The following is a 16,063-nucleotide window of genomic DNA, read 5'->3' as shown; positions in this document are numbered from 1 at the left end:
GATCGTCAAATCAGCAAGGGCAGCAGTTCTTCGCACGGTACTTCAACCTTCAAGTCCAGCAACTCATCAGCCCGGGTCTTGCCTCGGTTAATCGCCAGCAGCGGTTTGCCCTGGTCCTTGATCGCCCGGCACAGGCGGAACGCCGAATACGCCATCAACGATGAGCCCACCACCAACAGCCCATCCGCCTGTTCCACCGCCTGGGTGGCGCGGGTCGCGGTGGCGGCGGCGACATTTTCACCGAAGAAAACCACATCGGGTTTCAAGCGTTCGCCCTCGCAATGGGGGCAATGGGGCACCTGGAAGCGCGCCTCGAACGCCGGGTCGAGCAGGGTGTCGCCATCGGGTGCCTGCACCGCATCGACGCCGGCCAGGTAAGGGTTTTCAGCTTCCATCAAGTGTTGAATCTGCTGTCGCTCGCTGCGCTGGCCGCAGTCCAGGCACAGCACACGGTGCAGGCTGCCGTGCAATTCGATGACGCCTTGGCTGCCGGCCTGGTCGTGCAAGGCGTCGACATTCTGGGTAATCAGGCCACTGATGCGGGCCTGTCCCTGCAACGCCGCCAAGGCCTCGTGGGCCTGGTTCGGCCGGGCTTGACGCAGGCGTGTCCAGCCCAGCATCGCTCGCGCCCAATAGCGCCGTCGCGCCTCGGCTTTGGCGAGGAACTCCTGGTACATCATCGGTTGCTTGCCCCGCCGCACGCCGTCGCTGTCGCGGTAGTCGGGAATGCCGGACGGGGTGCTGATGCCCGCGCCGGTCAGCACCAGGAAACGGCGCCCGGCCATGTACTGCTGCAGTTGTTCGACGGGGTCACGCTGAAGATCGTCGGGCATGTGGGTTCTCCGCTGGCCTGGAATCGTTGAGGTTAGCAGCGGGCTAGCCGCACGCCTTTCGTCGCCCTGCGCAGGTGTTTCTTCAAACTTTCCCCGGGCGTGGGACATCCACCTTATGTGCGCTATCTCAAAGCTCTCGCACTGCAGTGCGCCAATGTCACTGATAAGGAGAACGCAATGGCAACCCCTAAAGAGAACCTGCTGGATTGGCTCAACGATGCCCATGCCATGGAACAGCAAGCGGAGAAAATGCTCAAGGCCCAGGCCGAGCGCCTGGAACATTACCCGGTCCTCAAGGCCCGGATCGAACAGCACATCGAGGAGACGCTCGGGCAGCAGAAGCTGGTGGAACAGTGCATCCAGCGGCTGGGCGGCAGCCCGTCGATGCTCAAGGACATGGCCGGCAAGCTGATGGCGTTCGGCCAAGCCATGGGCGGCATGGCGATGAGTGACGAAGTGGTCAAGGGCGCCATGAGTGGCTACGTCTTCGAGAACCTGGAGATCGCGTCCTACACCGTGTTGATCGAGGCGGCGAAAGTGGCCGGCGATGTGGAAACCCAAAGGGCTTGCGAGCAGATTCTGCCCCAGGAAATCGCCATGGCTGAATGGCTGCGCGATCACCTGCCGCAGATTACCGCAGCGTTCCTGGAACGCTCGGCCAATCCGCATACCGAAGCCAAGCGCTGAGGTGAAAAGTGTGGCGCGGCCCGACCGCGCCAAACCTGCCGTCAAAAGAAAAGAGGACAGGTATGAAGCAGACCACCGGTGAGGTAAGAGCCATCAATCGACAGAGCGCCAGGGTGGGTGTCTACGTGTCGGAAGAGGAGGGCCACACAGTGCTTGAACTGGGGCCCGCCAATGACGTCGACATCGGCGATGTCATGGAATGGGACACAACGGCCCTTGGCACCCAGACGTATCGCAACCTGACCAAAGGTTGGACCGACGAGGTGTATGTAGCGAAGCACGGCGTCGCGGCGGCCAGCCTGGAGGTTCAATTACTGGTGGGATCGTGACGACACCCGGTCCCCAGGAGGACGACATGAGCGAACTGCGTTGTGGCTGCCCCGGCTGCCATTGCGAGGTAGATCCCGAGCGGGTGTTCAATCATGACGGCGAGGCCTATTGCAGCCAGGCCTGCGCAGAACAACACCCCAATGGCGAGCCGTGTCCGGCGGCGGATTGTCATTGCGAACGAAGTGGCAAGGTCGGCGAGCGGGACATTACCAACAACCAACTGGATGAAGCACTGGAAGAAACGTTCCCGGCCAGTGACCCGATTTCACCCTGACATTGCTCTATCCGGGCATCGGCGACAGGGTGCCCGGACACCGCAAGCCGGTCAGTGCGGTGGTGCAAGACAACACCGGCAGCCCGCGAGTTTTGGCTTCCTGGAACGGCGCGAGGCTTGGGTGACGAGACCGGTGCAATGGGGTGCCGGCGCCACCGGGCCCTTGGCGGACGGCGTGGAAAGACACGCACTGTTTTGCGGGTGAAGCGGAGCAGTTTTGGGAGCGAGCTTGCTCGCGATGGCGGTGTGTCAGTCACTATCAATTCAGGCTGATCCGACGCCCTCGCGAGCAAGCTCGCTCCCACAGGTTTCTTCGCTGGATGAAGTTTCGGTATTTAACGCTGCTTATCAATCGCCGCTTGTTTAATAGGCTGGCGCAATAAATACGTGGGCAGCGGGGATATAAATAAAGCTGTTGACCGTTCGTCGCCGTTTGCAGCTCTTTTTTAAAACCTTAACGGCGTCAAATTTTCCGAATAGGACGAGCCAACAGGTTCGTTGACATCAACTAACGAGGTGAATGAAATGGCTAACACAGGTAATAACAACCCTGGCAATTTCGCTAACGATCGTGAGAAGGCATCGGAAGCCGGGAAAAAAGGCGGCCAGGCATCGGGCGGCAACTTTGCCAACGATCCGGAACGCGCATCCGAGGCTGGACGCAAGGGTGGCCAGGCGTCGGGCGGTAACTTCGCCAACGATCCGGAACGTGCTGCAGAGGCCGGCCGTAAAGGCGGGCAAGCCTCGGGTGGTAATTTTGCCAACGACCCTGAGCGGGCTTCGGAAGCCGGCCGCAAAGGTGGCCAGGCCTCGGGTGGCAACTTTGCCAACGACCGGGAAAAAGCCTCCGAAGCTGGCAAGAAAGGCGGTGAAAATAGCCACGGTGGCGGTCGTAAATCGTAATGTCCCGTGGTCGCGCAGGTCCCGTGCCGTTGGCATGGGACCTGTTCCGACCTTGATATTAAAAGTCGGGTATTTCATGCCCGGCTTCGCTGCGCTATTGATTGTTCAAGAGATGGGTGAGGGGTTTGAGTTGCAATTAACCATTCGTCTTCCGTCTTGAATAAAAACTAAATTTTATTCATTTAACTTCTTCAGATTTTCATGAGCCTGCCGGTCGGCAGTGTTCTCATGATGTGTGCCTGAGCGAGGAGTTCAATCATGTTTCTACATAACAAACGATTGCAGTATACCGTGCGTGTCGCTGAGCCTAATCCTGGACTCGCCAACCTGCTGCTCGAGCAGTTCGGTGGCGCCCAGGGGGAATTGGCGGCGGCATCGCGTTATTTCACCCAGGCCTTGTCCGAGGACGATCCAGGACGCAAGGATCTGCTGATGGACATTGCCACCGAAGAACTCAGCCATCTGGAAGTGATTGGCTCGATCATCGTGATGTTGAACAAGGGTGCCAAGGGCAAGATGGCTGAAGGGGTGGAGAAGGAGGGCCAACTGTACCGGGACATCAACGGTGCCGGTAACGACTCTCATATCACCAGCCTCCTGTACGGTGCCGGTTCGCCATTGACCAATTCTGCCGGGGTGCCGTGGACTGCCGCTTATGTGGACACGATCGGTGAGCCGACGGCGGACATGCGTTCCAACATCGCCGCTGAAGCCCGGGCAAAAATTGTCTATGAGCGATTGATGAACGTCACTGACGACCCGGGGGTAAAGGAAGCGTTGGGCTTTTTGATGACCCGTGAAATCGCCCATCAGTTGTCGTTCGAAAAAGCCTTGCATGCCATCCAGCCCAACTTCCCACAAGGCAAGCTGCCCGGCATGCCGGAGTTCACTAACGTGTACTTCAACATGTCCCAAGGTGAACCTACCGTACGTGGCCCATGGAACCAGGGCGAGGACTGGGAGTTCGTCGAGAATCCGGTTCCGGCGGTCGACGGTGGCGATGGCCTGGCCAGCGTGCAGTTGAGTGAAAAGGACGAAGCACTGTTGATGGACATGAAGGCGCGGACGATGTCCAACCCTGAAAGCAACCCCACCACGGGCGCCGACTTGGGTTCGGGGATACAAGGTGACAAACTGTAAACGAATGGCGAGGGAGGCGACTCCCTCGCCTGATATTTCGAGCCAAGACCCGTAAGGACATTCGATGGACCAGCCCACTTCCCGGATTCGATCGCCCTGGCGCACTTGGCTGAACCCCGTGCAAGAGAATCTCTTGTTGGGGGTGACGTTCTGGCTCGGGCTGGCATTGGTGGCGGCGTTGTTGCTCTACAGTGGCTACAACGCCTTGGTGGGCGCCAATCGCCAAAACCTCGGCTACGCCGTGTTGGGCGGAACATCGGGTTTTGCCGCCACCGCGCTGGGGGCGATGATGGCGGTGGTGCTGCGGGATATCTCCTCGCGTACCCAGGACATCATGCTGGGGTTTGCCGCCGGCATGATGCTCGCCGCCAGTTCGTTCTCATTGATCCTGCCGGGCATCGAAGCGGCACAGATAATCTGTGGCAATCAGTTGCTCGCCGCGCTTGTCGTCGTGGTGGGCCTGGGGCTGGGCGTCGCCCTGATGATCGGCCTGGACCGTTTCGTGCCGCACGAACATGAACTCAGTGGCCGGCGTGGTCCCCAGGCCGAGCGGATCAATCGTGTCTGGTTGTTTGTACTTGCCATCACCTTGCACAACCTGCCAGAAGGCATGGCCATCGGCGTCAGTTTTGCCGACGGCGATTTCAAGGTCGGCTTACCCCTGACCACCGCTATTGCCATCCAGGACATTCCCGAGGGCCTGGCCATTGCCATGGCGCTGCGCGTCACCGGTATCAGCACCTTGCGTGCCGCGCTCATCGCGGTCGGTTCAGGGCTGATGGAGCCACTGGGGGCGGTGATCGGCCTGGGCATGTCGTCGGGCGTAGCCGTCGCGTACCCCATCAGCCTGGGGCTGGCGGCGGGGGCGATGATCTTCGTGGTCTCCCACGAGGTGATTCCCGAGACCCATCGCAACGGCCATGAAACCCCGGCCACCCTCGGCTTGATGATGGGCTTTGCGGTGATGATGTTTCTCGACACGGCGTTGGGTTGAGCGCGTCACCGATACCCTCTGTCAACGTTTCGGCAAATTTCTGGAACATCCGAAATTTCCCCTGGGTCAGTGTTGATGACAGGTGAAGCCGCCTCTGCCGGCTTCACCCCATCAACCTTTCGAGGCTCGCCTTCTGAACAGAGGAAGATTGAAATGGCCAGAAAAACCGTGACAGACCTGTTCATCCACGAACTGTCCGATGTCTACAGTGCTGAAAAACAGATCACCCGTGCCTTGCCGCGCATGGCTCGGGCCACCACCAACCCTTTGCTCGCACAAGCCTTTCACGATCACCTTGAGGAAACCCAAGGCCAGATTGAGCGCATCGATACCCTCGTCGAAGTGGCGGGGATCAAGCTCAAGCGCATGAAATGCATCGCCATGGAAGGACTGGTGGAAGAGTCCAAGGAGCTGATCGAGGAAATCGAAAAAGGCGCGGTGCTCGACGCGGGGCTGATCGGCGCGGCGCAGAAAGTCGAGCACTACGAAATCGCCAGTTACGGCACCTTGATCGCCATGGCCAAGCATTTGAACCTGGGCGATGAAGTGGTCGGCCTGCTGTTGGCGACCCTCAAGGAAGAAAAAGCCACCGACGAGAAACTCTCGAAGATTGCCGAGCAGGGCGGCAACCAGGCGGCGACGATGGCGTCCTGAGTTCGACGTCGCTTTTTTGTGGCGAGGGAGCTTGCTCCCGCTGGACTGCGCAGCAGTCCCAGGTTTTGGGGTTGAACGCAGAAATTATTGGGGCTGCTGCGCACCCCAGCGGGAGCAAGCTCCCTCGCCACAGGTTCTACGTGAATCGGGCATCGATGTTCACATCAGTGCCTTTTTTTTCGCCGTAAAAACCCATCAAGCGGCTTCAACGACCACACAGCGTCCAGCCTTGAAACTCGTTGGAACTAGCCCGCATCGCGTCCCGTCATTTGTTCTGAGAGGCACTTATCCAGGCGTCGCTAAGCGACTGCCTGTCGTTGAGTTTTTCATCACGGAGGCGATGGACAGACATGACTATCCCGGACAACAACCCCGAGCGACAAAGCGGCACTTCAAGCCAAGGTCGGCCTGAGGAATCCCTGAACCACATCAAGGAGGACGTGAACGAAGCGATCGGCAGCGCCCGCGAGAAGGCCGATGCGCATTTCGGCCAGTACCGCGATACCGCGGCGGACCAGATCGATGCCTTGGCCCGTGGCGCCAAATCCGCCATGTCGGAGCTCGAAGCCAACGACACCCTCGGCTTATCCCATTATCTGGCGGACATGGCCGACTGCATGAGCGGCCTGGCCGGCAAATTGCGCAACAAGAGTGCCGAACAGTTGCTGCATGACGGTTCTCGCCTGGCGCGGGATAACCCCGGTCTGTTCCTCGCCGGCAGCATCGCGGTGGGCTTTGGGCTGTCGCGATTCCTCAAGGCCGGTGCCTCGCCGGTCGCCACCGAGGCCGACGAACCCGCCGCCGGGCATTCAAACCCTCCCGCCGGAGGATTCGGCGCCCAGCGGCCTTTTGAATCGACCCCTGATCCCATCGGCCCCGGTGCCGCTACCCGCAGCGGCCTGGCCACCGGTGTCACCCCGACCTCACCGAGTGTCCAGGACCATCCCAGTGATTCAGCCACCGGCTCGCTGCCGGGTTCGGCCAATACCAGAGGAGAGTTGTGATGAATCGACCAGACCCAGATATGCAGCGTACCGCCAGCGCCTCGACGCCCGAAAGCGATGCCTCGGTCATGGGGTTGCTCAGGCAATTGACCCACGAAGTCCCCTCGCTCTTCACCAAGGAGTTGGCGCTGGCCAAGGCTGAATTCCAGGCGAGCCTCAACACGCTCAAGGCGGGCATTGCTGCGGTGGCCGGTGGCGCCATGGTACTCATGGCCGGCTTCATCATCCTGTTGATGGCGGCGGTGTATGGCCTGAGTACGATGATGGCGCCCTGGCTGGCGGCGCTGATCGTCGGCGTCGTGGTCATGATCATTGGTTTTGTCATGGTCCAGTCGGGCAAGAAACAATTCGAACCGTCCCACTTCAAGCCTGACCGAACGCTCGATGCCTTGAACAAAGACCAGGAAGCCCTGCGGAGGAAAGCCTCATGAAGGATGAATTCAAAACCGAATCCGAAAAGAGCCCAGAGGCCATCGAGCGTGAAATCGACGAGCAGCGCGCCCATATCAGCCATATCGTCGACGCCTTGGGCAGCAAGTTCACGCCAGGGCAAATGCTGGATCAGGCCCTGGGGCTCGTGAAGGGAAATGGCGCCGAGTTTTTCGGCAACCTGGGCACTACGGTGCGCAACAACCCGGTACCCACCGTGTTGACCACGGTTGGCTTGTGCTGGCTGATGCTTGGGCAGAACCATCCGCCGCGGGTCGGTTATCGCGTCGGGCCGGACCAGGATTCCAGCGGTTGGAGCGAAGGGCTTGCCGGTGGCCTGGACAATGCGCGAGAGCACCTGCACAGCGGCAGTGAGTCATTGCGCGAAGGCTTTCACCATCTCAAGGACAAAGCTGCGCACCTGGCGGACGACGTGGGCGCCAGCGCCCGGCATGCCCGGCACAGCGCTCATCAGGCGGGCGAGCGCGTGGCCCAAGGGTCGCAGCACCTGGGCGATGAGTTCAGCCGTCTGCTCAAGGAGCAGCCGTTGATGATGGCGGCGGCGGGTATCGCCCTCGGGGCAATGCTGGGCGCGGCGTTGCCCAGCACCTCTACCGAACAGCGAACGATGGGCAAGACCAGCGCCGACCTGGCCGACAAGGTCAAGCGCACGGCGCGGGAGGGTTATGAAACGGTGCGCGATACGGTGAGCAAGACCACCGAACACCGTGACGAGCCCGCCGTTACGCCGGCCAACGGGCGGGCCCACTCCGGCACGGATCTGTCCGGCGGGCTGGGCACTTCGTAGGCGCACGCGAGGTGCGGCGCAGGGCGATCTGCGCCGCACCTGTCAACCTTGACAGTAGCCTCGATCACCGTTCGGTTATTTCATGGGCCGTACACCCTTCTCAAGGAGGCAGCACATGAAACGTCAGGTCCCGTTCACCGGCCGTCTGATCTTCATCGGCTTCGGCTCCATCGCCCGGGCCACGTTGCCCTTGCTGCTGGGGCAGGATCACGTCGAGATCAAGCAGATCACCGTCATCGCACCGGTGATCGACCACAACATCTGGTTCAAGGAGCGGGGAATCCGTTTTATCCCCAAGGCCTTGACCCGAAAAACCTATGCACAAATCCTCGATCGCTTCGTCAAGCGTGGTGATTTCATCGTCAACCTGTCCGTCGAGGCCAGCTCCCTGGACCTCATGGCGTACGCGTTCGAGAAGGGCGCGCTGTACCTCGACACCTGCGTCGAGCCATGGGCGGGAGGCTACGAGGATCCGCACCTGGACCTTTCCCATCGGACCAACTACGCGTTGCGCTATCAAGTGCTGGGCCTGCGCAAAAAACTGGGCAGAGGCCCGACGGCAGTGGTGGCCCATGGCGCCAATCCCGGTTTGATCACCCATTTGCTCAAGGCCGGGCTGGTTGAACTGGCGACGCAATTGAAGCAGCCGCTGCCGCAAAAACCGGGCGGTGTGGACTGGGCCAGGCTGAGCATGGCGTTGGGGATCAAGGTCATTCATTTTGCCGAACGCGACAGCCAACGCTCCCAGCGTCCCAAGACAGACGACGAGTTCGTCAACACCTGGTCGGTGGAGGGGTTCATCAGCGAGGGCCGTCAGCCGGCCGAGTTGGGGTGGGGGTCCCATGAACGGAATTGGCCAACGGCTGCCCGGCGTCATAGTTTCGGGAGCCGCAACGCGATCTATCTGGAACGCCCGAGCGCCAGCGTCTTGATCAAGACCTGGACGCCGGTGGGCGGGCCCTGCCTGGGGCTGATGATCACCCACCACGAAACCGCTTCGACGGCCGATTTGCTGACCGTGAAAGACCAGCGCAAGTTGGTGTATCGACCGACCCTGCATTACGCCTATCACCCCTGCAACGATGCCTGGCTTTCTGTCCATGAGCTGATCGGTCGTGGCTGGGAAACCCAGGCCCGGCAGCGGATTCTCAACGGCGAAATCGCCCCCGGTGGGGTGGATGCCCTGGGGGTCTTGTTGATGGGGCATGAAATGAACGCCTACTGGTTCGGTTCGGTGTTGAGCATTGACGAGGCGAGGGCCCTGGTGCCTTTCAATAACGCCACCAGCCTGCAAGTGGCGGCCGGTGTCATGGCGGGAATCGTCTGGGCCATTGAACATCCGGATCGTGGCATCGTCGAGCCGGAACAAATGGACTATGAGCGCGTGCTGGAAGTCGCCCGGCCTTACCTGGGGACGTTGGTGGGCAAACGCACCGATTGGACGCCGACCGGTGCCCTTCACAAGGCTCGCGGGGATGGTGCGGCCGATGATTGGCAATTCGAGCATTTCACCCGGTTCTGAGAGATACACAATCCCTGTGGGAGCGAGCTTGCTCGCGATAGCGCCAGTTCAGTCGATGATGAAGTGACTGACAGGACGCCATCGCGAGCAAGCTCGCTCCCACAGGGAATCGCGGTGTTTTGGCGTGTTTGGGCCGGATCCCTGTTCATCGCGACCTATACTCACCCCCATGGATGACAGGAATCCGGGGTGGCGCGACTGTGCGGCGTTCGCTGATGTTGGCCGTTGTGCTCGTTCTGGCGGGGTGCGCCACGCCACAGCGCGGTCCACCGGTTGCCACGGTGATGATTGCCCAGGACACCTGGCGACAGGTAGACCAGCAGATCATCGCGGCGTCGAAGAGCGCCCTCGAACAGGCGGCCGTCTATGCACGCGGGTCGATGGAGCATTGGCGCGTGTTGGTGTATGAACGCACCGAGGCTGAATTCATCCCTTGGTTCAGCAGCTACTGGACCCAGGAATGGCTGGCGGTGAAGGTCAGTTGGTACGCGGCCAGTGCCGAGGGCGAGGCGGATTCTTCGGCCAAGCGCCTGGCGGTTTACCTGCAGGAGCAATATCGCGAGCAGGTGCTGGCGCCGGTGGCGGTGGAAATCGATCCCGAGGCGATCAGGGCCAACGCGACGGGCTACTACATCCGTCAGCTCAATCAACAGGCCCAGGTCATCGCCCAGCGGCATCGAATCCCGAACGAGCTGATGAACCGACGCCTGCATGGCATCCCTGCCATCCGCCTGGGTCCGCCGGCGGCGCGTGATGCTTCGTTGTACGAGATGGTTCACGCCGAGCCGCTGAACACCTTGCCGGCCTATGCGGCCCTGATCGATCACGTCAACAAGGCTGCAAGCACGGGGGCCGGGCCATCGGAGGCGGTGATTGCAACGGTGGCGCAACGCACCAGCGAAAAAATCGAGGCCCAGTTCGCCACGCGTGGGGCGACCGGTGCGGCGGCGGCCGTGGCCGGGAAGGCGGCCGGGGCGTTGATCTCGGTGGGCGTGGCGGGTATTCGCGCGATCATCCACGAGGGTGAGCGGCCGGAAATGGAGGCGCAGATCCGCAAGAGCCTGAGCGCGGCGTTCGACGAAGCCTGGTTCAAGTCACTCAAGCATCCCCTCAGCGGGGTGATGGCACCGGTGTATTACCTGGACGAGGAAATCAAAGGCAACCTGGTGGAGGCGGACCTGGCCAATCGCGCGGTGGTCTTGCCGGACCTCAAGCCATGACGGGCCGACTCATTCCGAGCCGAGGGTGACGCGACAACCCTTGCGATGGCGGATCTGTTCGTCCGATGGACGCTCCTTGATGAACTCGAAGCGCGGTTCGCCTTCGCTGTAGATCACCAGCCAGCCCCATTCCAGTTCGCTTTCATCCTGCCCGGGCTGGGGCGGCGAGGCCCACCAGGGTTCTTTTTGCATGATCTGACGCATCGTCTACTCCTGCCGATTGATCCTTTGAACTATAGACCGCTCGATTCGACCACCAGCGCCACTGAAAATGCTTGCATTCATTGCGGCGAACACGGCTGTTGTGGCGAGGGAGCTTGCTCCCGCTGGGGCGCGTAGCGGCCCTGATCCATCCACTCGGTCCGTCAGGTTGCAGCGATCATCGATGGGGCTGTTTCACAGCACAGCGGGAGCAAGCTCCCTCGCCACGTTTTTTCCTCGCAACTCAGTGTGCTCTGACCCCGCCCACCAGCGTCTAGCGTCTGTATCCCCGCACTCGAACGGGGAATGACTGGACCCCGCGCATATGCAAGCACTGTTGAACGAGATCCTCGATGCGGTTCGCCCCCTGATCGGTCAGGGCAAGGTAGCCGACTACATTCCTGCCCTGGGCACCGTGGTGCCCAATCAGTTGGGCATTGCCGTGTACGGCAATGATGGCGAGTTGTATTACGCCGGCGACGCTGAAACAGCGTTTTCAGTGCAGAGTATTTCCAAGGTGTTCAGCCTGGTGCAGGCCATCGGGCATTCCGGCGAAGCGATCTGGGAGCGCCTGGGCCATGAGCCCTCCGGCCAGCCTTTCAACTCCCTGGTGCAATTGGAATTCGAGCGCGGCCGCCCGCGTAACCCGTTCATCAATGCCGGTGCGTTGGTGATCTGCGATATCAACCAGTCCCGTTTCGCCGCGCCAGCGCTGTCGATGCGCGATTTCGTGCGCCGCCTGTCGGGTAACCCCCAGGTGATGGTGGACGGCAAGGTCGCCGAGTCGGAGTACCAGCACCGCGCCCGCAACGCGGCGATGGCGTACCTGATGCAATCATTCGGCAACTTCCACAATGACGTGGAAGCGGTGCTGCGCAGTTATTTCAGCCACTGCGCCCTGCGGATGAGCTGCATCGACCTGGCGCGGGCGTTCTGCTTCCTGGCCAACGATGGGTTCTGCAAACACAGCGGCGAACAGATCCTCAGCGCCCGGCAGACCCAGCAGGTCAATTCCATCATGGCCACCAGCGGTCTGTACGATGAGGCCGGCAATTTCGCTTATCGCGTCGGCCTGCCGGGCAAGAGTGGTGTCGGTGGCGGGATTGTCGCCGTGGTGCCGGGCCGGTTCACCGTCTGCGTCTGGTCGCCGGAACTCAACGCCGCCGGCAACTCCCTGGCCGGCATGGCGGCGCTGGAGATGATGAGCCAGCGCATTGGCTGGTCGGTGTTCTAGTGGCCTGTGTGGCTAATTCGTGCACTCAACTTCGGCGCCAGAACTTGCCAGCCTGCGTTGCCATTCCTCGCCGTAGCGGGCTACGACTCGTCATGGCGCCTTGCCTGGCAAGCCCTGGCACTCGAATTTGAGTACTCGAATTAACCGTACAGGCCACTAGTCTCACAAAAAAAGGGCCCGCTCCTGGTTCAGGCGCGGGCCCTTTTGTTAGGGGATTTCAGCAGAGGCGGTCGATAACCCGGACCTCGGACGTGTTCTGCATCGATTGCCAGGCCTGGGTCAGCGTTTGCAGCACGCGGCCCATGAAGTCTTTGTCAGCCGCGGCCTTCTTGCCCACGTAGCCCTGGCCACGGCGGTACATCTTCAGCCGGGCGCACAGCTCTTGCGTGTTCTTTTCGAACTCGTCTTCTTGGGTGTAGGGCGACAGGCAGTCCATACGCACCTGGCCAGTCTTGCTGATCCACAGGATATGGCTGTCGAGTGTGTCCTTGTGTGCGGCGAACATGCGAGCCAGTTCATCAATAGATGGTTGATTGTTCAGATTCATGTGTAAGCCCCTTGACCATTTGGTTGATCTGTCTGGTGGTTCGCAAAAAACTTCGCTACTCGGTAAGTGCCTGCCTGCTACCGAAACCAGGCCGTCAGCGTTCGTCCGTCTGACTTCGACGGTGTCGTGCATCGGTTGTGTAGTGTTATCGAAGGGCTGCTACGCAAATGCGCTACAACGAAGAGAAACAGCGAAGAATCTCAGGCAGTGTCAACTTTCGAGGGTCGACCACGCGCGTCATGAGGATCTTCGCTAGCGTTTCTCGTCCTCGTTACCGGACGGTCATGCCAGGTCAGCACCTTCAATCTGCCTTGTGGGCAGTCCCTTATCCAAAAAACAGCTCGGCGGTCAGACGAGCTTGCTCAAACAGTTGCCTGTACTCCCGATCGGGGAGACGTCTGCATCATGCAAGGGCAAATCGGAGGCGTCAACGGTTTTGTAGTGATTATTTTTGGTCACTACATATTGTCGGACAAAACGGTTTGGGTATGAAAAATGGCCGCGAGTGATCACCCGTGGCGAGGGAGCTTGCTCCCGCTGGGGCGCGAAGCGGCCCTTGAAACCAGGCCTTCGGGTTTCAATCCGGGTGTGCATATAGACTTTTGGGGCTGCTGCGCAGCCCAGCGGGAGCAAGCTCCCTCGCCACAAGGGGTTATCGCTGGGTTCGGCTTCCCTCAGGTTGCCCTGGCTTTAGTGGCCTTGCGCGGTGCACCGCTAGCCTTGCGCTTGGCCGGCTTGCGCTTGTTTTTCCACGGTGTTGCGCCACGCCCGGCGGGGCTGGCCGGGCCGCTGATGGTCAGGCTCATGCCCTGGCAGCGGGCGACGTGCTTGCTCATCCAGGCGGCTTGCCGGGTGACGAATTCTTCCAGGCTCATTTCTCCGCTTTGCACCATGTCCAGGGCTTGTTCCCAGATAGCGGTGGTGCCTGGGTCGGCGATGGCCCGGGGCACGGCGTCGATGAGGCTGAAGGCCGCCGGGGTGGCGGACAGGGCCTTGCCGTTTTTCACCAGGTAACCGCGGTCGAGCAGCCCTTGGATGATCGAGGCCCGGGTCGCTTCGGTGCCGATGCCGGTGGTGTCCTTGAGCTTCTGCTTGAGCAACGGGTCCTCCACCAGCTTGGCGACGTTCTTCATCGCCTTGATCAGGTCGCCTTCGGTGAAGGGCTTGGGTGGCTGGGTCCAGAGGTCCTTGGGTTTCACTTCGTCCACCGCGCAATCGCGACCTTCGGCCAATGCCGGCAGGACCTGCGGCGCCGGTGCTTCACGTCCCCTGGCCGGCGCCAGTGCTTCGGGCAGGGCGCGTTTCCAGCCGGGCTCGACGATCTGCTTGCCCACGGCACGCAGCGCCTGGCCGGCACAGTCGAAGTCGGCCTGGGTCCGGTCGTACTCGTGGTTGGGCAGGAACTGCGCCAGGTAGCGCGCGCGAATCAGCGTATAGACCGCGCGCTGCTTGCCGGCGAGTTTGTCCAGGTTCCTGGCGGCGGCGGTGGGAATGATGCCGTGGTGGGCGCTGACCTTGGCGTCGTTCCAGGCCCGGGACTTGCGCTGCGCCTGCAAATGCTCGCGCAGTGGCGCGAGGCTGGGGTCGGCCGTGGCGAGGGCGGCCAGGATGGCCGGTGCTTCGCTGTGCTGGCTCAAGGGCAGGAAACCGCAATCGCTGCGCGGATAGGTGATGAGCTTGTAGGTCTCGTAGAGCGACTGGGCGATGTCCAGGGTTTCCTGGGCGCCGAGGCCGAGCTTCTTCGAGCAGACTTCCTGCAGGGTGCCCAGGTCGAAGGGCAACGGCGCCGCTTCGCGCAGGCGCTCGGTACGTACTTTCAGCGTCCGGGCGGTGGTGGCGTTGCCCATGGCCTGGGCGGCGTCCCGGGCCAGGGCCTGGTTCAGGCAGCGCTCATGGTCGTCGCAGGCATCCGGGTCGGCGCGCCACTGGGCGGTAAACGCCGTGCCGTCGTGGCTGAGCTGCACGTCGATGGCCCAATAGGCGACGGGCACGAAGTGGGCGATGCTGCGGTCGCGGTCCACCACCAGTCGCAGCGTCGGTGTCTGCACGCGACCGACCGGCAACACGCCCTGGTAGCCGGACTGGCGCCCCAGCAACGTGAACAGGCGACTCATGTTCATGCCGATCAGCCAGTCGGCCCGGGAGCGACCCAGGGCCGAGTGATACAGGTTGAAGGTTTCGACCCCCGGTTTGAGGGCGGCCAGGGCCTTGCGGATCGACGCTTCGTCCAGGGCCGACAACCATAACCGCTGGATCGGCCCGCGATAACGGCAATGTTCTACCAGCTCCCGGGCGATCATTTCGCCCTCACGGTCGGCGTCGGTGGCGATCACCAGTTCTTTCGCTTCTCCCAACAGGCGCTTGACCGCCTTGTACTGGCTGGCGGTTTTCGGCTTGACGGTCATTTTCCATTGCGCCGGCACGATGGGCAGGTCGGCCAGGACCCAGCGCTTGTAGCGCGCGTCGTAGGCATCGGGTGGAGCGGTTTCCAGCAGGTGGCCGATGCACCAGGTGACCGTGATGCCCGGGCCCAGCCAGCAACCGTCGCCACGGCGCGTGGCGCCGAGTACGGCGGCGATGTCCTTGGCCTGGGACGGTTTTTCACACAGGTACAGCTGCATAGCGCCCTTTTCCTGAAGCAGATTCCATGGGCTTGTAGCATGGTCATGGATGCGCGCCAGGGCAAGTTTTATCTGTATGGATATACAGATAAAAGCGTTGCGCTGCGTTGCCAAGGGGGCTGGCGTGACATTCGGCGGTCGGTTGGCACGCAGAATGAATTTCTCGAAAGGGTATCGCTCATAACTTCAAGGCGGTTGAAACCGCAAAGAAGGTTTATGAGGTCAAGGAGAGTCACTTTCATGAATTCGATGCCAAATGGCGACGGCCAGGCGACTACACGTTTGATTCTCGTTGTGGAAGATGATCCAACCATTCTGGAGTTCCTCTGTGAAATCCTCGAGGACGAAGGGTTCGTCGTGGAGCCTCGGGAAAGCGCCGATGCGGCGTTGACGTTCCTCGAAGAAAGCGCCCACTACGTCGATCTGTTGCTCACGGACATCACCATGCCCGGCAAGATCGACGGTGCGGAGCTGGCCAACCTCACGGGGGATCGCTGGCCGCAGATCCCGCTGTTGATCATGTCCGGTTTCGAGACGCCGGAAAGCGCCGGAATCAAGCACCACGCGTCGTTCATTGCCAAGCCTTGGGCGTTGGGACAGATGTTGGACCTGGTGGAGAGCACGGTGAAAAACCACTCGATCAACTGAGTGATTCCAGCGAG

At 61.2% G+C, this 16,063-nt stretch carries 18 protein-coding genes; 14 read left to right on the top strand and 4 right to left on the bottom strand.

Annotated features, from left to right (window positions below):
* Nucleotides 1-5: 5 nt before the first annotated feature.
* On the bottom strand, nt 6-833 hold the full coding sequence (locus tag ACIPQ1_RS17070; protein ID WP_446534485.1) for an NAD-dependent protein deacetylase: 828 nt from the start codon (nt 831-833) through the stop codon (nt 6-8).
* 177 nt (nt 834-1,010) lie between these two features.
* Between ACIPQ1_RS17070 and ACIPQ1_RS17065 the strand changes: the two genes are divergently transcribed.
* From ACIPQ1_RS17065 to ACIPQ1_RS17010, 12 genes are all read left to right on the top strand, one after another.
* Nucleotides 1,011-1,520, top strand: coding sequence for a ferritin-like domain-containing protein (locus tag ACIPQ1_RS17065; protein WP_186710509.1), 510 nt, complete (start codon nt 1,011-1,013; stop codon nt 1,518-1,520).
* 62 nt (nt 1,521-1,582) lie between these two features.
* Nucleotides 1,583-1,849: a hypothetical protein gene (locus ACIPQ1_RS17060; protein ID WP_446534484.1), complete on the top strand. Its 267-nt coding sequence runs from the start codon at nt 1,583-1,585 to the stop codon at nt 1,847-1,849.
* 26 nt (nt 1,850-1,875) lie between these two features.
* Entirely contained in the window at nt 1,876-2,124 is a 249-nt protein-coding gene (locus ACIPQ1_RS17055; protein WP_411385153.1) for a metallothionein, read from the top strand.
* Between the two features lie 525 nt (nt 2,125-2,649).
* Nucleotides 2,650-3,027, top strand: a complete 378-nt coding sequence (locus ACIPQ1_RS17050; RefSeq protein WP_186710506.1) for a general stress protein — start codon at nt 2,650-2,652, stop codon at nt 3,025-3,027.
* 258 nt (nt 3,028-3,285) lie between these two features.
* Nucleotides 3,286-4,167, top strand: coding sequence for a manganese catalase family protein (locus ACIPQ1_RS17045; protein ID WP_411385152.1), 882 nt, complete (start codon nt 3,286-3,288; stop codon nt 4,165-4,167).
* 64 nt (nt 4,168-4,231) lie between these two features.
* Complete coding sequence (locus ACIPQ1_RS17040; RefSeq protein ID WP_250964257.1) at nt 4,232-5,161, top strand: ZIP family metal transporter; 930 nt, start codon at nt 4,232-4,234, stop codon at nt 5,159-5,161.
* A 153-nt stretch (nt 5,162-5,314) separates the two neighbouring features.
* Nucleotides 5,315-5,815, top strand: a complete 501-nt coding sequence (locus ACIPQ1_RS17035) for a YciE/YciF ferroxidase family protein (protein ID WP_250964258.1) — start codon at nt 5,315-5,317, stop codon at nt 5,813-5,815.
* Nucleotides 5,816-6,165: 350 nt separating this feature from the next.
* Nucleotides 6,166-6,819 (top strand): hypothetical protein, encoded by a 654-nt coding sequence (locus ACIPQ1_RS17030; RefSeq protein WP_186710501.1) that lies wholly within the window; start codon nt 6,166-6,168, stop codon nt 6,817-6,819.
* Nucleotides 6,819-7,250 carry a phage holin family protein gene (locus ACIPQ1_RS17025; RefSeq protein ID WP_411385150.1) on the top strand — a complete coding sequence of 144 codons (432 nt, stop codon included), beginning with the start codon at nt 6,819-6,821 and terminating at the stop codon, nt 7,248-7,250. Before ACIPQ1_RS17030 ends, ACIPQ1_RS17025 begins: the two co-directional genes overlap by 1 nt.
* Entirely contained in the window at nt 7,247-8,056 is an 810-nt protein-coding gene (locus ACIPQ1_RS17020; protein WP_446534483.1) for a DUF3618 domain-containing protein, read from the top strand. The genes ACIPQ1_RS17025 and ACIPQ1_RS17020 overlap by 4 nt, the downstream gene beginning before the upstream one ends.
* Nucleotides 8,057-8,171: 115 nt before the next feature.
* Nucleotides 8,172-9,578, top strand: a complete 1,407-nt coding sequence (locus tag ACIPQ1_RS17015) for a saccharopine dehydrogenase C-terminal domain-containing protein (RefSeq protein WP_446534482.1) — start codon at nt 8,172-8,174, stop codon at nt 9,576-9,578.
* A gap of 215 nt (nt 9,579-9,793) precedes the next feature.
* Entirely contained in the window at nt 9,794-10,798 is a 1,005-nt protein-coding gene (locus ACIPQ1_RS17010) for a hypothetical protein (protein WP_446534481.1), read from the top strand.
* A 9-nt stretch (nt 10,799-10,807) separates the two neighbouring features.
* Here the strand turns inward: ACIPQ1_RS17010 and ACIPQ1_RS17005 are convergent, their stop codons facing one another.
* Nucleotides 10,808-11,002 carry a hypothetical protein gene (locus ACIPQ1_RS17005; protein ID WP_053123348.1) on the bottom strand — a complete coding sequence of 65 codons (195 nt, stop codon included), beginning with the start codon at nt 11,000-11,002 and terminating at the stop codon, nt 10,808-10,810.
* Nucleotides 11,003-11,324: 322 nt separating this feature from the next.
* Here ACIPQ1_RS17005 and glsB point away from each other — a divergent pair, with 322 nt between their 5' ends.
* Nucleotides 11,325-12,233, top strand: a complete 909-nt coding sequence (gene glsB, locus ACIPQ1_RS17000) for a glutaminase B (protein ID WP_186710491.1) — start codon at nt 11,325-11,327, stop codon at nt 12,231-12,233.
* Between the two features lie 217 nt (nt 12,234-12,450).
* Here the strand turns inward: glsB and ACIPQ1_RS16995 are convergent, their stop codons facing one another.
* Nucleotides 12,451-12,780 carry a hypothetical protein gene (locus ACIPQ1_RS16995; RefSeq protein WP_186710489.1) on the bottom strand — a complete coding sequence of 110 codons (330 nt, stop codon included), beginning with the start codon at nt 12,778-12,780 and terminating at the stop codon, nt 12,451-12,453.
* Nucleotides 12,781-13,454: 674 nt separating this feature from the next.
* Nucleotides 13,455-15,401, bottom strand: a complete 1,947-nt coding sequence (locus ACIPQ1_RS16990) for a DNA topoisomerase III (RefSeq protein ID WP_446534480.1) — start codon at nt 15,399-15,401, stop codon at nt 13,455-13,457.
* Between the two features lie 240 nt (nt 15,402-15,641).
* Between ACIPQ1_RS16990 and ACIPQ1_RS16985 the strand changes: the two genes are divergently transcribed.
* Nucleotides 15,642-16,049 (top strand): response regulator, encoded by a 408-nt coding sequence (locus ACIPQ1_RS16985; RefSeq protein ID WP_186710484.1) that lies wholly within the window; start codon nt 15,642-15,644, stop codon nt 16,047-16,049.
* Nucleotides 16,050-16,063 lie beyond the last annotated feature (14 nt).

Source organism: Pseudomonas sp. LARHCG127 (genome assembly GCF_052871455.1).
This window is presented reverse-complemented; position numbering and strand designations above follow the sequence as displayed.

Excerpts from the sequence above, each read along its gene's own strand:
- ACIPQ1_RS17015 (WP_446534482.1), top strand. The coding sequence starts at position 8,172 with ATGAAACGTCAGGTCCCGTTCACCGGCCGTCTGATCTTCATCGGCTTC.
- ACIPQ1_RS17065 (WP_186710509.1), top strand. The coding sequence starts at position 1,011 with ATGGCAACCCCTAAAGAGAACCTGCTGGATTGGCTCAACGATGCCCAT.
- ACIPQ1_RS16995 (WP_186710489.1), bottom strand. The coding sequence starts at position 12,780 with ATGAATCTGAACAATCAACCATCTATTGATGAACTGGCTCGCATGTTC.
- ACIPQ1_RS17050 (WP_186710506.1), top strand. The coding sequence starts at position 2,650 with ATGGCTAACACAGGTAATAACAACCCTGGCAATTTCGCTAACGATCGT.
- ACIPQ1_RS16985 (WP_186710484.1), top strand. The coding sequence starts at position 15,642 with ATGAATTCGATGCCAAATGGCGACGGCCAGGCGACTACACGTTTGATT.
- ACIPQ1_RS16990 (WP_446534480.1), bottom strand. The coding sequence starts at position 15,401 with ATGCAGCTGTACCTGTGTGAAAAACCGTCCCAGGCCAAGGACATCGCC.
- ACIPQ1_RS17005 (WP_053123348.1), bottom strand. The coding sequence starts at position 11,002 with ATGCGTCAGATCATGCAAAAAGAACCCTGGTGGGCCTCGCCGCCCCAG.
- ACIPQ1_RS17030 (WP_186710501.1), top strand. The coding sequence starts at position 6,166 with ATGACTATCCCGGACAACAACCCCGAGCGACAAAGCGGCACTTCAAGC.
- ACIPQ1_RS17040 (WP_250964257.1), top strand. The coding sequence starts at position 4,232 with ATGGACCAGCCCACTTCCCGGATTCGATCGCCCTGGCGCACTTGGCTG.
- ACIPQ1_RS17020 (WP_446534483.1), top strand. The coding sequence starts at position 7,247 with ATGAAGGATGAATTCAAAACCGAATCCGAAAAGAGCCCAGAGGCCATC.
- ACIPQ1_RS17035 (WP_250964258.1), top strand. The coding sequence starts at position 5,315 with ATGGCCAGAAAAACCGTGACAGACCTGTTCATCCACGAACTGTCCGAT.
- ACIPQ1_RS17025 (WP_411385150.1), top strand. The coding sequence starts at position 6,819 with ATGAATCGACCAGACCCAGATATGCAGCGTACCGCCAGCGCCTCGACG.
- ACIPQ1_RS17045 (WP_411385152.1), top strand. The coding sequence starts at position 3,286 with ATGTTTCTACATAACAAACGATTGCAGTATACCGTGCGTGTCGCTGAG.
- ACIPQ1_RS17070 (WP_446534485.1), bottom strand. The coding sequence starts at position 833 with ATGCCCGACGATCTTCAGCGTGACCCCGTCGAACAACTGCAGCAGTAC.
- ACIPQ1_RS17010 (WP_446534481.1), top strand. The coding sequence starts at position 9,794 with ATGTTGGCCGTTGTGCTCGTTCTGGCGGGGTGCGCCACGCCACAGCGC.
- ACIPQ1_RS17060 (WP_446534484.1), top strand. The coding sequence starts at position 1,583 with ATGAAGCAGACCACCGGTGAGGTAAGAGCCATCAATCGACAGAGCGCC.
- glsB (WP_186710491.1), top strand. The coding sequence starts at position 11,325 with ATGCAAGCACTGTTGAACGAGATCCTCGATGCGGTTCGCCCCCTGATC.
- ACIPQ1_RS17055 (WP_411385153.1), top strand. The coding sequence starts at position 1,876 with ATGAGCGAACTGCGTTGTGGCTGCCCCGGCTGCCATTGCGAGGTAGAT.